The following is a 13,053-nucleotide window of genomic DNA, read 5'->3' on the forward strand; positions in this document are numbered from 1 at the left end:
TTTTAAGATTCGAGAAGTGTCTTTGATACAATATATTCCCCGCGTGCCTCGCGGGTAGTCCCCACGACAAGCCACTGCTCGCTGCCGTGCTCTTCGAGGACACCGCATGCCTCGATAATCTCCCCGGCAAGCGCCTGACCGCTGTACGTGTGGGTGAAGGAGAGGACCCGCGAGACCGATTCGTGCTCCACCTCGTATACCGCGGGATTGTCAAAGGCGAGCGAGGCGTCAATTACCTTAGCTTCGATGGTTGCTTTTCCCAGCACCGTCCCCCGGCCGGAGGTGGCGCTCTTTATCTCATCGTAGGAGCGCGTGTACAGGATATCGAAGTAGGTGCCTTCGATCTGTCCGCGGTTCCACTTCCGCTGTTCGTGAAGCACGAAGGAATCGTACGGGATCTCGGGTTTGCGCTTCTCGTATACCTTGCGCCACATTGCTTCCGAGAGCCCTTCGATCTTTCCGTCAAGGATCCCCTGCCGGACCAGAGCCTGGGCAGAAAACCAGTTCTTCCCGTACACCACCATGTCAATATCCGAACTCTCGTTGGCAAGGTCGCAAAGGAGGGAACCGGTGCACCCGACTGTCCCCGGGGGCTGGGCAAAGAGGCTGACGAGTTTTCGCACACGGGGGTGGGCGGCGGCAATCCTGTTGATCTCCTGGTCGGGTTTGAGGATGCGATTCACGTCTTCGTAGGGGACACGGTGGAGGAGCCCCGCGTATTCCGGTTTATGCTGTGCGATGTGGGCATATGCCTCTTCGAAGTCGTACTTGGTGTAACGGCGCCCGGAAGGGTGGACGCGGGCACCGCTCTCTTCAGGGACATACCGAAGAACGCAGCCGATCCGGTCGGTATTGTCGTACGTGGAGACCGCATAAAGCCAGCCATCCCGGTCTTCGATAAAATCACGCAGGCGGACGGGCAGCATACAGAATCACCGGGATCGCAGGAACGATGCGATTCTATCGATATCCGCCCCGCTCCGGATAATCTCCCTCTTCTCCAGGTCGACCACCGTACTTGGGGTTCCGGGCAGCCTTCCCCCGTCAATGAGTAACTCGTGGGGGACTGTGCATTCATCCGGTGTCTGCGGGTCCTTTGCCCCGTGGAGGTTGGCGCTCGTCGCCGTGATCGGGCCATCGAATGCAGCGATCAGCTGCAGGGCAAGCGGGTGGGCCGGCATCCGTATTCCTATCCTGCCGGTCCCCCCGGTCAGGACGTCCGGGACGCAGTTCCGTGCAGGGAGGACAACGGTCACCGGCCCGGGAAGGAAGGTATCGAAGAAGCGGTCCATCCAGGATTCGGTGCGGACGACCGCTCCCAGCATATCCCGGTCGGAGACGGCGATCGAGACCGGCATCGCAATCGGGCGTTTCTTTGCTTCGTATACTTTCCGGATTGCCTCTTCGGAGAATGCATCGGCCCCAAGGCCGTATACCGTCTCGGTGGGGTAGACCACGAGGCCGTCATGCATCAGGACAGAGACGGCCTTTTTCATGATGTCCATACTCAGAATTCCCGTCCCCTGACACGGTTGATATCGAAGACTGCCTTGGAACTGACGTGCATGACGGCAAAGACTCCCGCTTGGATGGGATCGGTCACCACAAGGTCGGCATGCTCCGGTACGGTACCCGCCATCTTGAGCGCGATGACCGGTATCCCTGCCTCGCGGACACGGTCAACGGCTTTCGAGATCTCACCGCCCATGATGGATCCCGCAAGGACGAGGATAGTGGCCCGGGGCAGGCGGGCTACTGCGTCCACGGCGAGGGCAAGGGTGCGCTCCCCGACGAGGGGAATAGTGTCCACCGAGATCCGCTCGCCCCGGATGTTGTGCCGGTCAGCCTCGTTAACGGCACCGAGGGCAACCTGCGCCACCTGCGCTCCACCGCCTATGATGATGACACGCGACCCGAAGATATGACCAAACGGCTGGTACGCCCTGACGTCCTTGACCGAGTCGATGTCGTTTAAGTCCTTTAAGAACTGGGCATGGTCGCGGGAATCGTCGCAGTCATACTCAAAATAGAGTTCGGCCATGCCGCAGTACGGGCCGGTGTCGAACACCTCCTGGTTGATCATGACGATGTTTGCGTCATGGTTGGCTACCACGGTTGCGATATCCCGCAGGACGCCCCTGCGGTTCTCCGCGATGATCCGTATTGCCGACCGTTCGGGTTCAGACTCCATAGGACTGATGCGATAACCGGGGATCGAACCCGGGTTAGAAGCTTGGGAAGCTCCTGTCCTACCGCTAGACTATTATCGCACGTATTGCTGCTCTCAATTATTGGGTGAGTTTACCATAAATATATCCCGGTTGTCCGCGGGTTCGTATTAATACCGCAGAAAACAAACTCTATCCAGAGAAGACCGCGTTTACCGGGAGCAACCGTTTCCGGGAAAATCTGACGCCGGAGAGATACTATGCGCCTGCGAATCCTGACACTGATCCTGATGGCCGGCCTGCTCGCCCTTGTATGCGTTCCTGCGCAGGGAGCGACCGGCGGCCCGGTTACCGTCCTGTACCAGAACTCGTTCTCGAGTAATCCAAAATGGGTGACCAACAACCCGTCCCTTGATTACTGGGACCCCGGGCTCCAGATGTACCATTTTGCTATCGAGCCCAGTACCGGTGCCTATGCTTATACGCTTGTCAAGGGCTACGAGAAGCAGCCGTTCACGCTGGAATACGATGTGATTCTCAACAAGGTGGATGAAGGAACCACGTTCCGGCTCGGTTTCTCGGGGGAAGCCATGAACCCGGAGGTTGGCCCCAATGTCCTCACCGAGTTCACCAATGCAAAATACGGCCAGATCATGTGGCTCCGGCTGGTCACACCCGGCAACAAGCTGATGAAGGTCAACAGCGAGTCGGGAGATACGCAGAACAGCGGCAGCATTGCCTACAAAGGCCCGACCGTGAACTACGAGCTGAACAAGACCTACCGGGTAACGGTGGACTACAACAAGGACCAGCGCACCCTCACCATGAAGGTGAACGAGAAGACGAGCGGGCAGGAGATCTGGGGGTATTACATCAATACTGTCGAGGACCTGAGCGGGATGGACCGCATCTATCTCGGCTCGATCGGGGACTATGGTATGATGCACCGGTACGCTGAAGGCTATCTCGACAATGTCCGGCTCACCGTTCCTGCCGAGGCTGAAGTGACGACTCCCGCTGCCGCGGTAACAACGGCTCCCCAGACCCCGACGACACGACCGACCGCGATAAAGACAACTGTTCAGCAAACCGCGCTTCCCACAACCGCTCCCCAAGAATCCCCGGTACCGGTACCGGTCACTATTCTCGCCTTGGGAATAGCAGGGGCCTGCATGGCGCTGTTCCTGAACAAGCGGAAATAATCTCCCCCCTTTTTATCATTCATAGACATTCCCGGGTCATATCCGCGGCTCTGTGGTTATCCTGAGTTCTTGCGGGAGAATAACGGAAATCCCTTTGTAAAAAGAGTATGGATGATGGGGTGTGTATGATCTCCGGAGAAACGAGTGATCTCCGGACCTCTGGAGTGTGTACTGCATTTCTGCCGGCTCATGCCGGCAGTATGAGGCGATAGTGGTGCCGTTACCTGTTTCACGGCCCGTGTGCTGCGGGCCTTATGACGTGCTGTTCTGGTCAACGTTCGTTCCGGTGCGTGGCATGGGGGGCATCTCATGAACTGCCGGGCATCCGGTGATTGTATGTCCGAATCCCTGCGCTGGTGATCGGGAAAACAGGTGTGCCACTGGTCTCCCATGTACTGGTAATCGTTGCCCCGTGCGGGGAACCCGGTACCATGACAGCGCTGCCACAACCGCCATCGGGAAACGCTGCGGAAGCCGGGGATGAGATCAACCCAACCGAGAGCAGGACAAGGGACAGTCCGATCATGATGATGCCGGTGTTCATGAAGTGGTCTCCTTTTGTTTTGGATGGATCGGTGACACGCCGAATCAGCTTCGTGCATCACCTGATTTATCCTGTTTTCCGGGCAGGCTGATAAATACCCAGAATTGCCCGGGTTTATTGACAGAACCCCGCGGTTACAGGAATCAACCCGGGGAGTGTAATTATGAAGAGAAACCATAAGCAGAAAATATAAACAGTCATACCCTTATCTTCCGGTAACCAAGAGAAGGTGTATACCCCCTGGTGGAGCATCATGGACGCCGCTGACAAATCCCCCACACTCATTGTTCACGAGGATTCCGACTCGCTTGAGGAGCTCTCGGAATACCTGGACGTGCTCTCGAGCAGCGCACGGTTACGGATACTGAAATTCCTGGAAAAGAAACCCCGCGATGCCCGTACCATCTCCAAGGAGATCGAGACGAGCTACGAGAATACCAAGAAGCACCTTGACAGGCTGCTGAGTATCGGCGTGATCAAAAAAGAGGCGGGACTCGGTGCCCCGACGTCGAAAGGGATCCACCCGGTCTGGGAGTATTCCCTGGTCCCGGGAGGCCTTGAGGCAATCATCCGGAACCTCGGGCTTTTCTCTAATACCCGGGTCCAGGTGGTGGGAAGCGATATCGCGCGCCGGCTTGACGAGGTGAAAGGCACCCTCTCCAAGGAAGTGCTGGGTAATGCTCCGGCAGCCATCGTCCTGGGCGGCCCGGATGACAAGAAGGTATTCCTGTTAAAAGGCGACAGCATCGCTGTGGGTAGGAATGATCCGGAGAATGCTGCATCGTTCCAGCCCGAGAAAGACATCGTCCTTGCCGACAGTTATTCTGCGGTCACCCGTGTCTCCCGCCCCCATGCAAAATTCACCCATGACAAGAGCGGGTGGTACCTCGAGGACTGCGGCAGCACCGGCGGCACCCAGCTGAACAACCACAAGCTGGAGAAAGGTATCAAGAACGCGCTCCATGACGGGGACCTCATCGAACTTGCAAAAGGCATATCTGGTGTCCGGCTCGTCGTGATCCTTCCCGGGGCATAATGAACTGCGGGTGAAAAGGACGCACTTATAAGAACTATCCCCTCCAGTACGAATAAGAGAAGTAGTTTCTTTCGATCCCCCATGATCCCGTGTTCACGCTTCCGGATCCTTGGCGTTATTGCACTTGCTGCCATGCTCATCAGCCTGCCGGCTGCCGCCGCCGAACATACGGTGGGGCCCAGTGGAGCCGAGTTCTCCACGATCAAGGATGCTGTTGACTGGGCGGTTGGCGGCGATACTATCCGTGTCATGAGCGGGACGTACACGGATCCCGTCCGGATTGACAAGAAACTGACCCTGATTGGTGTGGACAGCGGGAGCGGAGCGCCGGTCATCGCACCGCAGCCGGCAGCAAGCGGCATTGAGATCCACGCCGACGGTTGTTCCGTGCAGGGATTCACCATCATGGGAAGTGCCGGTGCGAGCGGGATCCGCGTCTCCTCGGACAGCAACTTCATCCGGCACAATACCATCCAGGACAACGGCGAAGGGATAACGTTCGTTTCGTCCGACAAGAACTCAATTGTCGGCAATACTATCACCGGCAACAACCGGGCGGGAATTACCCTTACCGCATCGAGCAGCAACACGTTCGATGACAACACCATCCAGGATAATGCCATCGGGATGACCATGGACGCCGAATCGCGGTCCAACACGGTCTCCCGGAACATGTTCTTCAACACCCAGAATGTTGTCTCGAAGAGTCCGAGCTCCTTATGGAGCAGCCCCGCCACCTACCAGTATATCTATCTGGGAACGACCGTAAAGAGCCGGATGGGCAATTACTGGAACGACTACCGCGGGAAGGATGCGAACGGTGACGGAATCGGGGATATTCCCTACCCGACGCAGACCAGCGTTGCTGCCGGTGAGGGAAACGATCCATATTCTGCCGACGACTTTCCCCTGATGGACCCGGTCACGTATTATTCTACCGTGAGCGTTGACGCCACACCCGCCTCCGGGGCGGCCATCACGGCCTCACCGTCACCGGTCACTACCCGGATTCCGGTGACGGCGAGACCGGCGCAAACAGCCGTGCAGTCTCCCCTGCCGACCCAGCCATCAACCCCGGGCACTTCCGGGAGTTCAGGGATCGGAGAGGGGTTTGCCAGGATCCTGCAGAACATCCCCCTGACCGCGGTTGTCCTCATTGCCATCGGCCTTGTCCTTGCCGGTATCGGTGTCTATCTCTTCGTTTTCCGTTCGTCCGAGGAGGTGTCCCTTCCCGAATCCCTTGCCCCGGTCACCACCCGGGCGGCGTCCGTCCTGAAGGGAGCCGTTGACAAGACATGGGGACTTGTCACACGGCCCGCGGAGACCGTGGCTGACATGGCGGAAGAGACGCGGGCTTCGCCCCTCCCTGCAGCAACGGACCAGAAGAACTACTTCCCCCGGGAGCTGGAGAGCAAGTATACCGACATATCGTTTGTCGGGCGGGGCGGGATCGCCTGGGTCTTCTCGGCGTACCGTAAGACTGACGGTGTCCGGGTTGCCGTAAAGATCCCGATCAGTTTCGACGAGGTGACCGGGAAGTGTTTCTTGAACGAGATTGCTGCCTGGGAGACCCTCCGCCACCAGAATATCGTCGAAGTCTCTGCGGTGAACATCCTGCCGGTCCCGTACGTTGAGATGGAGTTTGTCCCGGGATCGCTTGAGGCGCTGGAAAAACCCCTCCCCGTCTGGAAAGCGGTCCGTCTCATCACCGGTGTTACCGAAGGGCTCCGCTACGCCCATGACCACGGGTTCATCCACCGTGACATCAAACCCCACAACATCCTGCTTACCGATGAACTGGTGCCAAAGATCACGGACTGGGGGATGAGCAAGGTGCTCGCTGCCGATGTCAAGAAATCGAGCGTTGCGGGTTTCTCTCTCTCCTACGCAGCCCCCGAACAGGTATCACCCTCCGAGTTCGGCAGGACAGACGAACGGACAGACATCTACCAGCTCGGGGTTGTCTTTTACGAGCTGGTCACCGGGTCAATCCCCTTTGGCGGGGAGAGCATTGTCGAAGTCGGAAATGCCATCCTGCGCGATCCCCCGCTTCGCCCCTCAGAGTACAATCCCGAAGCAGAGGCTGTCGAGAAGATCATCATAAAGTGCCTGGAGAAGGACCCGGCACAGCGGTACCAGTCGGCAGAGGAGCTGCTTGCCGCACTCAAAGGGTACCTTGACGAGGATGACGGATGAACCATGATGTACGGGGTGACCACGAATGAGCGAACCGGAAAAGACATTTGAGCCTGCGACCTGCCGCCATTGTGATGGCGAGGGCTGCCTGTACTGCAACAAGGCCGGGACTGTCCTTGTCACAGCCCCAAAGACCCTCTGCGGACACTGCGAGGGTGTCGGTTGCATCTACTGCGGATTCACCGGATGGGCCGGGCCCAAGAGCCGCTGCGATTGACGTTTTTTACCGGAACTTCCCTTCCACTCTTCTCGGGATGACACACTCTTCGTACCGCTTGGCAAAGTAGCGGTCGGTCATCCCGGCAATGAAATCCCGCACGAGTTCCGGCAGGGTTGCTGTTTTGAGATAACGCGTGTTCGTCCACCGTGTGTTGATGAAGTCCGTGTAGATCTTTGCTGTTGTCTCCTCCTGTTCCAGCGATTCGAGGCAGGAGGAAAAGAGGGTGAAGTACATCCGCTGGATCTTTTTCCGTTCCGCAGTCAGCTTCGGGTTGTCATAGATATGCTGCCGCGAAAAGGCCCGCAGGGCGATCAGCGCCTGTTCCACCTCATGACTGTACGAGATGAATCCCTTCTCCTCCGCGTCGCTGTTTTCGAGAAGGTCGTAGATCAGGGTATTGATGATCTCCCGGTTCGTGCTGCCAAGCACATCTTTTGCCTGCGCAGGAATTGCGGTCCGGTCATCGATGAGCCCCACGTCCCGTGCGTCCTGCAAATCCCTGCCAATGTAAGCAATCGTATCGGCGAACTTCACCACGCAGCCTTCGAGCGTCATAGGAGGCCGTGAACGTCTTCCATCGGCATTCTCCTGGACCTTCCGGTCGAATGCAGCCCAGCCGTAGAGGGGTTCGGGCGCGATCCGGATGTCGTCGGCTTCGCCGTTGTGGCAGAGGATACCGTCAAGGACCTGCATGGTCAGGTCGCAGTCCTCGATCTGGTCTAAGAACCTGACGCTCTGGACATTGTGGGAGAACCTGCCGATCCCGTGCTGTTCGCAGAGGGCAGAGAGGCAGCTCTCCCCGAAGTGGCCGTAGGGGATGTGGCCGATATCGTGCCCGAGGGCTATTGCCTCGATGAGATCCTCGTTGAGCCGGAGCGAACGGCCGATCGTCCGGGCGATCTTCGAGACCAGCTGGACATGGATGACCCGGTGCGTGATATGGTCGTTGTCCACAAGATAGAAGACCTGCGTCTTATCGATGTAGCGGGTATAGGCGCGGGTGTGGATGATCCGGTCGGCATCGCGGGAGTACGGGGTTCGGATGTCTTCCTGCTCCCGGTCATAGCGGCGCACGGCATCTGCGCTGGTCGCTGCCAGGGACGAGAGGAGCGCCTCCCGTTTCATGGTAAGGGCCCTGATAGCGGATGCACGTTCCGGGTCAGGAACGCGTTTCCGCGCCGGTCTCTTCATAACTGCTCGTTTGCGCGGGAAGGTGTTAAGGATGGCGAAACGGGCAGGTGCTGAATTCCTCCCATCCCCGGAACCGCGCGACCGGATGGTTGCTCCGATGGTTCCTCCCGTATCCCGTCGCTCTTTACCGCGAGGCAACCGCCGCAGTTTCCCCGTACTGGAGGACATGTCCTTTCAGTGCTGCGACCAGCGCATGCTTGTCCGCGCCGGGAGGGAGATCCAGCATCGTGTCCAGGATGTATACCCTGAACAGGTACCGGATCATGGTCCCCGGGGCAGGGCAGGGGCCGGTATAGCCGATCGTACCATGGTCCGTGATCCCCTGCACGGCCGGTACTGGTGCGGTCACCATCTCCCCGGGGGGGATGCCTTCCGGGATAACCGGGGACGGCGGGAGGTTCCAGCATATCCATGGCGTAAACGAGCAACAGGACTTCTCGAAGGGATTGAAGACCATTACCGCAACCGAGACCGCCGCAGGGGAGATCTTCTTCAGGTATATCCGGGGCGAGAGGTTCCCGCCATCGCATGTGTGCGAAGGGGGGAATTCCAGGAAGTCCAGGGACACGGAGAGGGGATCCATATATCATGATGAACCGATTCCCTGCATGAACATTTCTCCTGCAGCATTCCCGGCAGGCTTTTAATAACCGGGAGATGATGCATCAGTACATGGCAGGCACGCAACAGACTGGCGGATACCTGGAACTGCACCCTGTCGGGATCATCCGCTCGCCCTACCGGAAGCGGGGCGATGCTCCACGGCAGGGAAGACTCTCCGACACCGAATCGATCATTGAAATCCTGCCTGCATATGTCGAAGCATTGCAGGACATTGAGAAGAATATGCACCTCATCGCCCTGTACTGGTTTGACCGCTCGGACCGGACGCTCCTGAAGGCAACGCCTCCGGGCTCCGGGATTGAGCATGGTGTCTTTGCCACCCGTTCGCCCGAGCGGCCGAATCCTATCGGGTTTGCCGTTGTGGACCTTCTCCGGCGCGAGGGCAACCTGCTCATGGTCCGCGGGCTGGATGCATTCGACGGGACCCCGCTTCTCGATCTCAAGCCGTACTATCCCGATCTCGACTGTGTCAGGGACTAAGGGCCTGTCGTTTCGGCCTGCATCGATCTTCCATCTTTATTGTCTTGTGCGCCCAATCTGTACGATTGCTAACTGATACCAGGAGTCAATTCATGGCAAAGAAATCATTACCCAATACCCCGGTAAAACCGGCGGACGAGGAATGTAAACAGGAGTGCTCAAGCTGCGCTACGGCCTCTTCCTGCCCGTCTGCAAAGAATGGGCAGGCCGGACTCCCGCCCAAGGCAGAGATGGACGTCAGGCATGTCATCATGGTCCTCTCCGGCAAGGGCGGTGTCGGGAAATCGACCGTCTCGGTCAACCTCGCGTACGCGCTTTCGAACCATGGCAGGAAGGTCGGGCTCCTCGACCTTGACATGCACGGTCCCAACATCCCCAAGATGCTCGGGATTGAAGAGCACAAGCTCACGACGATGGACAACAAGATCGAGCCGGTCCGTGTTACCGGTAAGCTTTCTGTCATCTCGATGGCGTTCCTGCTTCCCGACACCAGCACCCCCATCATCTGGCGCGGCCCGATGAAGATGGCGGCCATTCAGCAGTTCCTCTCCGATGTCAACTGGGGGCCTCTCGATTATCTCGTTGTCGACCTCCCGCCGGGCACGGGCGACGAAGCGCTGACCATTGCCCAGCTTGCTCCCAATGTCCGCGGTGCTGTCATTGTCACCACGCCTCAGGATGTTGCAACGCTCGATGCACGCAAGTCCGCAAAATTCATTGAGAAGCTTGGGCTCCCCGTCATCGGTGTCGTCGAGAATATGAGCGGTCTTGTCTGCCCCCACTGCGGCGAGCAGATCGAACTCTTCGGGAAAGGCGGCGGAAAGAAGATTGCCGAAGAACTTGCTGTGCCGTATCTTGGTGCAATCCCCCTCGACATCGAGATGCGGAAAGCCGGGGACGAGGGCCGCCCGTTTATCATCCGCCGTGCCGACAATCCCACGTGGAAGAGCGTTGACGCCGTCATGGAAGAACTCATCAAGGTTGTCGAGGGATAGGTAATGGACTACCAGCGGATTCTTGCAGGAAAGGAGAAATCAATTCCCCTCTACAAGGCAGTTGCCACCGCCCTCGAGAATCCGCGTTCGTTTCCCGATCTTGTGGAGCCCATCTATAGGGAGGCGATGACCCTTGATGACGAGACCCTTGACCGGTTCCGGTTCTCGCTCATGCGTCTCCAGATCTATGCCGATGTCCACCGTAATGAGGATCTCGAACAGGCCATGCATATCCGGTACGTTGCACAAGTCATCGAGAAGGTGGTCTTTGGCTCGCTTATCATGGAACCGGCCGAACCGCTCGCGGACTGATCGGGTTTTTTGTATCCCGACCGCCATGTTTTTATCAGAGTAACTATGCCGTGGTGATACCCTTATCACCAGACCCGCCAAATATTACGTAACATTCTTTCCATAATCCGAACGCCCGTTTTGGGCGCCCTGTTGAATACCCATATCATATCCGATACCCGGAGTATACATGACATCACGCATGCAGTCCCCGCACACGACCTGTCCGGGGTGCCAGGAAGAGGTCTTTCTTGACGAGCTCGTGGGGGGGAAATGCCCTCTCTGCGGCTGCACGCTCGAGGACTTCGAGGAGTCGTTTGGCGAGTACGAGGGGGTCCTCGACCGCTCCGATCTCTCGTGGCTCATCTTCAATTACTTTGTCTTCAAGAAGTTCGTCGACATCGGGGTGCCCCCGCACCAGGTCATGGAACTGGTCACCACCTACAGTCAGAATGCCGAAAAACCCCCGGAGGAATGGTCGCGGACAGGCTTTGCCCTTGAGATCCCGATGAAACCATGGGACCGGATCCTTCCTAAACACTGCGTAAAGTGCCACCGCTGGTTCTTCCGCGGCGGGAAGAAGCAGATCCAGGGCGACATGAAGAAGACGGCACTTGAAGTCGGGTTCATCTGCGACCGGTGCTGAAGTCTTCATCCTCTCATTTTTAGTGCCGGTACTCGATCGCCGTCATGTTCCCCGTCTGGATGTCGATCCAGGCAATCCCCGGTACCAGTGATGCGTTGGTGCGGAGTATTTCATCATCAAAGACGATCTTCCATGCCAGCGGGACAGATCCCGGGCGTGGGACTGTTCCTTTCATCTGCCCGTTGTTCCAGCGCAGTTCAGACGAGAGGATGCGTACGCTCCCGATCTGTTCCGGGTACACAGTTCTTGCTGCCTCCATGGCAGCATAGGTGGCGTCGTGCCGTGCAATGGTCGGGACGATCGCCTGGGAGAATGCATACTCTGCCGTTGTCCACCGCTTGTCATACTCGATAATATCGCCGTTAAGGGCATCGACAACCACGGTGATACCGTCTGTATCCACCGGGTAGTCGAGATACCTGCGCTCCCAGGAGAACGTGTACGCACCTGCCGCAGGCACCGACTCCGTTCCCCATCGGTCATATCGCGAGGAGGTAAGGATGAGGGGAAGGCCACTGGTGCGGGCGGTAACGTATTTTTCAGCAATCCCCTGTGCTGTTTCCTGTGTAACGGCCGGGTCGGCAGGTCTTCCGTAGAGAGGGATATTCCGGGCAAACGCCTGGATCTCCCCGGTTGTTGCATCCACGCTGCCAGAGACAAGCGTCATGTTCCCTGATGCAAGGGTGAACCTCCAGACACTGCCCTCCTGCGGGCTGTCATCGTACCAGATGCCCGGCGTGAAAACCCCCTCATACGGGAACTCCGCAAGGACGACTTCAGAAACCATCTCTTTGGGGATTGCGGCTGTCTCTTCCCCTGCGGACCAGGGCATTCCACTGGCCGCTTCGATGAAAACAACCAGGTCCTCTTTCGGGGACCGTCCACCTGCCGTCCGCAGGGTGAATCCGAAAAGGGATCTGGCTGAACCAGCCGAATAGTTCACGCTGCTGATGGTGAACATATCTTCAGGGCAATACCTGCGCAGGGCGGCTTCTGCCTGCACAAGAGAGAGGGAACCGCTGCCCGCCTGTTGCGTGACACCCGGTTCTATGGCATATCCTGCGACAAGCGGGACTGCGGCAGGGGACGCTGGCGGTAAGGGTGTCCTGGATGTACTTTGTGCCGGGGTTCCCATCTGCGAATCCAGGGACATGGTTGTGACCACAACTGGCGAGGGTGCCGGCTGTGAAGGGGGAGAGAACGGTACCGCGGCAAGGCCGACCCATTGCAGCTGGGAAAGGGAGAAGACGAGAACTGCGATCACAATAAGAATGAGGGTAATGGTGAGGATTTTCACCGCCGCACGCCTGCGGTTCTTCTCGCGGATCTTCTGCCGGTACCGCTCCGGAAGATAGGGCTTGTTCTCATCCATACCTGCCATGGTGTATTCCTAGTAGTAGTGTTACATGGAAGGAGGTAAAAAAACCGGTGCAGGACTGCCCGGTACAGGAAGCAGGAAA

Annotated in this window: 15 protein-coding genes and 1 tRNA gene; 8 read left to right on the forward strand and 8 right to left on the reverse strand. The window is 58.0% G+C overall.

Annotated elements, in window-relative coordinates; genetic code table 11:
- Positions 1–2: 2 nt before the first annotated feature.
- The 4 genes from METFOR_RS04830 to METFOR_RS04845 form a co-directional block, all read right to left on the reverse strand.
- The gene (locus METFOR_RS04830; protein WP_015284986.1) at positions 3–926 is read right to left on the reverse strand and encodes a nucleotidyltransferase domain-containing protein; all 924 of its coding nucleotides are present in this window, start codon (positions 924–926) and stop codon (positions 3–5) included.
- Between the two features lie 6 nt (positions 927–932).
- Positions 933–1,505 carry an L-threonylcarbamoyladenylate synthase gene (locus tag METFOR_RS04835; protein WP_015284987.1) on the reverse strand — a complete coding sequence of 191 codons (573 nt, stop codon included), beginning with the start codon at positions 1,503–1,505 and terminating at the stop codon, positions 933–935.
- 2 nt (positions 1,506–1,507) lie between these two features.
- Complete coding sequence (locus METFOR_RS04840; protein ID WP_015284988.1) at positions 1,508–2,191, reverse strand: DUF5612 domain-containing protein; 684 nt, start codon at positions 2,189–2,191, stop codon at positions 1,508–1,510.
- An 8-nt stretch (positions 2,192–2,199) separates the two neighbouring features.
- Positions 2,200–2,270, reverse strand: a tRNA-Gly gene (locus tag METFOR_RS04845).
- A 158-nt stretch (positions 2,271–2,428) separates the two neighbouring features.
- On the opposite strand from METFOR_RS04845, the gene METFOR_RS04850 reads away from it, so the two are divergent.
- Positions 2,429–3,370: a hypothetical protein gene (locus METFOR_RS04850; protein ID WP_015284989.1), complete on the forward strand. Its 942-nt coding sequence runs from the start codon at positions 2,429–2,431 to the stop codon at positions 3,368–3,370.
- Between the two features lie 307 nt (positions 3,371–3,677).
- On the opposite strand, the gene METFOR_RS04855 is transcribed toward METFOR_RS04850, so the two are convergent.
- On the reverse strand, positions 3,678–3,914 hold the full coding sequence (locus METFOR_RS04855) for a hypothetical protein (RefSeq protein ID WP_015284990.1): 237 nt from the start codon (positions 3,912–3,914) through the stop codon (positions 3,678–3,680).
- Between the two features lie 253 nt (positions 3,915–4,167).
- Here METFOR_RS04855 and METFOR_RS04860 point away from each other — a divergent pair, with 253 nt between their 5' ends.
- The 3 genes from METFOR_RS04860 (at position 4,168) to METFOR_RS04870 (ending at position 7,363) form a co-directional block, all read left to right on the forward strand.
- Complete coding sequence (locus METFOR_RS04860; protein ID WP_015284991.1) at positions 4,168–4,950, forward strand: FHA domain-containing protein; 783 nt, start codon at positions 4,168–4,170, stop codon at positions 4,948–4,950.
- 81 nt (positions 4,951–5,031) lie between these two features.
- A complete protein-coding gene (locus METFOR_RS04865) occupies positions 5,032–7,146 on the forward strand; it encodes a protein kinase domain-containing protein (protein WP_015284992.1) in 2,115 nt (704 codons plus the stop codon).
- A gap of 25 nt (positions 7,147–7,171) precedes the next feature.
- Positions 7,172–7,363: a hypothetical protein gene (locus METFOR_RS04870; RefSeq protein WP_015284993.1), complete on the forward strand. Its 192-nt coding sequence runs from the start codon at positions 7,172–7,174 to the stop codon at positions 7,361–7,363.
- 6 nt (positions 7,364–7,369) lie between these two features.
- Here METFOR_RS04870 and METFOR_RS04875 read toward each other — a convergent pair whose 3' ends face one another.
- Both METFOR_RS04875 and METFOR_RS04880 read right to left on the reverse strand, forming a co-directional pair.
- A complete protein-coding gene (locus METFOR_RS04875; RefSeq protein ID WP_015284994.1) occupies positions 7,370–8,557 on the reverse strand; it encodes a deoxyguanosinetriphosphate triphosphohydrolase family protein in 1,188 nt (395 codons plus the stop codon).
- A 124-nt stretch (positions 8,558–8,681) separates the two neighbouring features.
- On the reverse strand, positions 8,682–9,140 hold the full coding sequence (locus METFOR_RS04880) for a YbhB/YbcL family Raf kinase inhibitor-like protein (RefSeq protein WP_015284995.1): 459 nt from the start codon (positions 9,138–9,140) through the stop codon (positions 8,682–8,684).
- Positions 9,141–9,229: 89 nt separating this feature from the next.
- On the opposite strand from METFOR_RS04880, the gene tsaA reads away from it, so the two are divergent.
- The 4 genes from tsaA (at position 9,230) to METFOR_RS04900 (ending at position 11,593) form a co-directional block, all read left to right on the forward strand.
- Positions 9,230–9,661 carry a tRNA (N6-threonylcarbamoyladenosine(37)-N6)-methyltransferase TrmO gene (tsaA, locus tag METFOR_RS04885; RefSeq protein ID WP_015284996.1) on the forward strand — a complete coding sequence of 144 codons (432 nt, stop codon included), beginning with the start codon at positions 9,230–9,232 and terminating at the stop codon, positions 9,659–9,661.
- A gap of 92 nt (positions 9,662–9,753) precedes the next feature.
- Positions 9,754–10,656 (forward strand): Mrp/NBP35 family ATP-binding protein, encoded by a 903-nt coding sequence (locus tag METFOR_RS04890; protein WP_015284997.1) that lies wholly within the window; start codon positions 9,754–9,756, stop codon positions 10,654–10,656.
- A gap of 3 nt (positions 10,657–10,659) precedes the next feature.
- On the forward strand, positions 10,660–10,968 hold the full coding sequence (locus METFOR_RS04895; protein ID WP_015284998.1) for a hypothetical protein: 309 nt from the start codon (positions 10,660–10,662) through the stop codon (positions 10,966–10,968).
- A gap of 169 nt (positions 10,969–11,137) precedes the next feature.
- Entirely contained in the window at positions 11,138–11,593 is a 456-nt protein-coding gene (locus METFOR_RS04900) for a hypothetical protein (RefSeq protein WP_015284999.1), read from the forward strand.
- Between the two features lie 19 nt (positions 11,594–11,612).
- Here METFOR_RS04900 and METFOR_RS04905 read toward each other — a convergent pair whose 3' ends face one another.
- Entirely contained in the window at positions 11,613–12,974 is a 1,362-nt protein-coding gene (locus tag METFOR_RS04905; protein WP_015285000.1) for a YcdB/YcdC domain-containing protein, read from the reverse strand.
- Positions 12,975–13,053: the final 79 nt, after the last annotated feature.

Source organism: Methanoregula formicica SMSP, from assembly GCF_000327485.1.
Classification (GTDB): domain Archaea; phylum Halobacteriota; class Methanomicrobia; order Methanomicrobiales; family Methanospirillaceae; genus Methanoregula; species Methanoregula formicica.

What these genes read in the sequence shown, in the direction of transcription:
- METFOR_RS04830 (WP_015284986.1), bottom strand. Translation starts at nt 926, where the DNA reads ATGCTGCCCGTCCGCCTGCGTGATTTTATCGAAGACCGGGATGGCTGG.
- METFOR_RS04835 (WP_015284987.1), bottom strand. Translation starts at nt 1,505, where the DNA reads ATGGACATCATGAAAAAGGCCGTCTCTGTCCTGATGCATGACGGCCTC.
- METFOR_RS04840 (WP_015284988.1), bottom strand. Translation starts at nt 2,191, where the DNA reads ATGGAGTCTGAACCCGAACGGTCGGCAATACGGATCATCGCGGAGAAC.
- METFOR_RS04850 (WP_015284989.1), top strand. Translation starts at nt 2,429, where the DNA reads ATGCGCCTGCGAATCCTGACACTGATCCTGATGGCCGGCCTGCTCGCC.
- METFOR_RS04855 (WP_015284990.1), bottom strand. Translation starts at nt 3,914, where the DNA reads ATGAACACCGGCATCATCATGATCGGACTGTCCCTTGTCCTGCTCTCG.
- METFOR_RS04860 (WP_015284991.1), top strand. Translation starts at nt 4,168, where the DNA reads ATGGACGCCGCTGACAAATCCCCCACACTCATTGTTCACGAGGATTCC.
- METFOR_RS04865 (WP_015284992.1), top strand. Translation starts at nt 5,032, where the DNA reads ATGATCCCGTGTTCACGCTTCCGGATCCTTGGCGTTATTGCACTTGCT.
- METFOR_RS04870 (WP_015284993.1), top strand. Translation starts at nt 7,172, where the DNA reads ATGAGCGAACCGGAAAAGACATTTGAGCCTGCGACCTGCCGCCATTGT.
- METFOR_RS04875 (WP_015284994.1), bottom strand. Translation starts at nt 8,557, where the DNA reads ATGAAGAGACCGGCGCGGAAACGCGTTCCTGACCCGGAACGTGCATCC.
- METFOR_RS04880 (WP_015284995.1), bottom strand. Translation starts at nt 9,140, where the DNA reads ATGGATCCCCTCTCCGTGTCCCTGGACTTCCTGGAATTCCCCCCTTCG.
- tsaA (WP_015284996.1), top strand. Translation starts at nt 9,230, where the DNA reads ATGGCAGGCACGCAACAGACTGGCGGATACCTGGAACTGCACCCTGTC.
- METFOR_RS04890 (WP_015284997.1), top strand. Translation starts at nt 9,754, where the DNA reads ATGGCAAAGAAATCATTACCCAATACCCCGGTAAAACCGGCGGACGAG.
- METFOR_RS04895 (WP_015284998.1), top strand. Translation starts at nt 10,660, where the DNA reads ATGGACTACCAGCGGATTCTTGCAGGAAAGGAGAAATCAATTCCCCTC.
- METFOR_RS04900 (WP_015284999.1), top strand. Translation starts at nt 11,138, where the DNA reads ATGACATCACGCATGCAGTCCCCGCACACGACCTGTCCGGGGTGCCAG.
- METFOR_RS04905 (WP_015285000.1), bottom strand. Translation starts at nt 12,974, where the DNA reads ATGGCAGGTATGGATGAGAACAAGCCCTATCTTCCGGAGCGGTACCGG.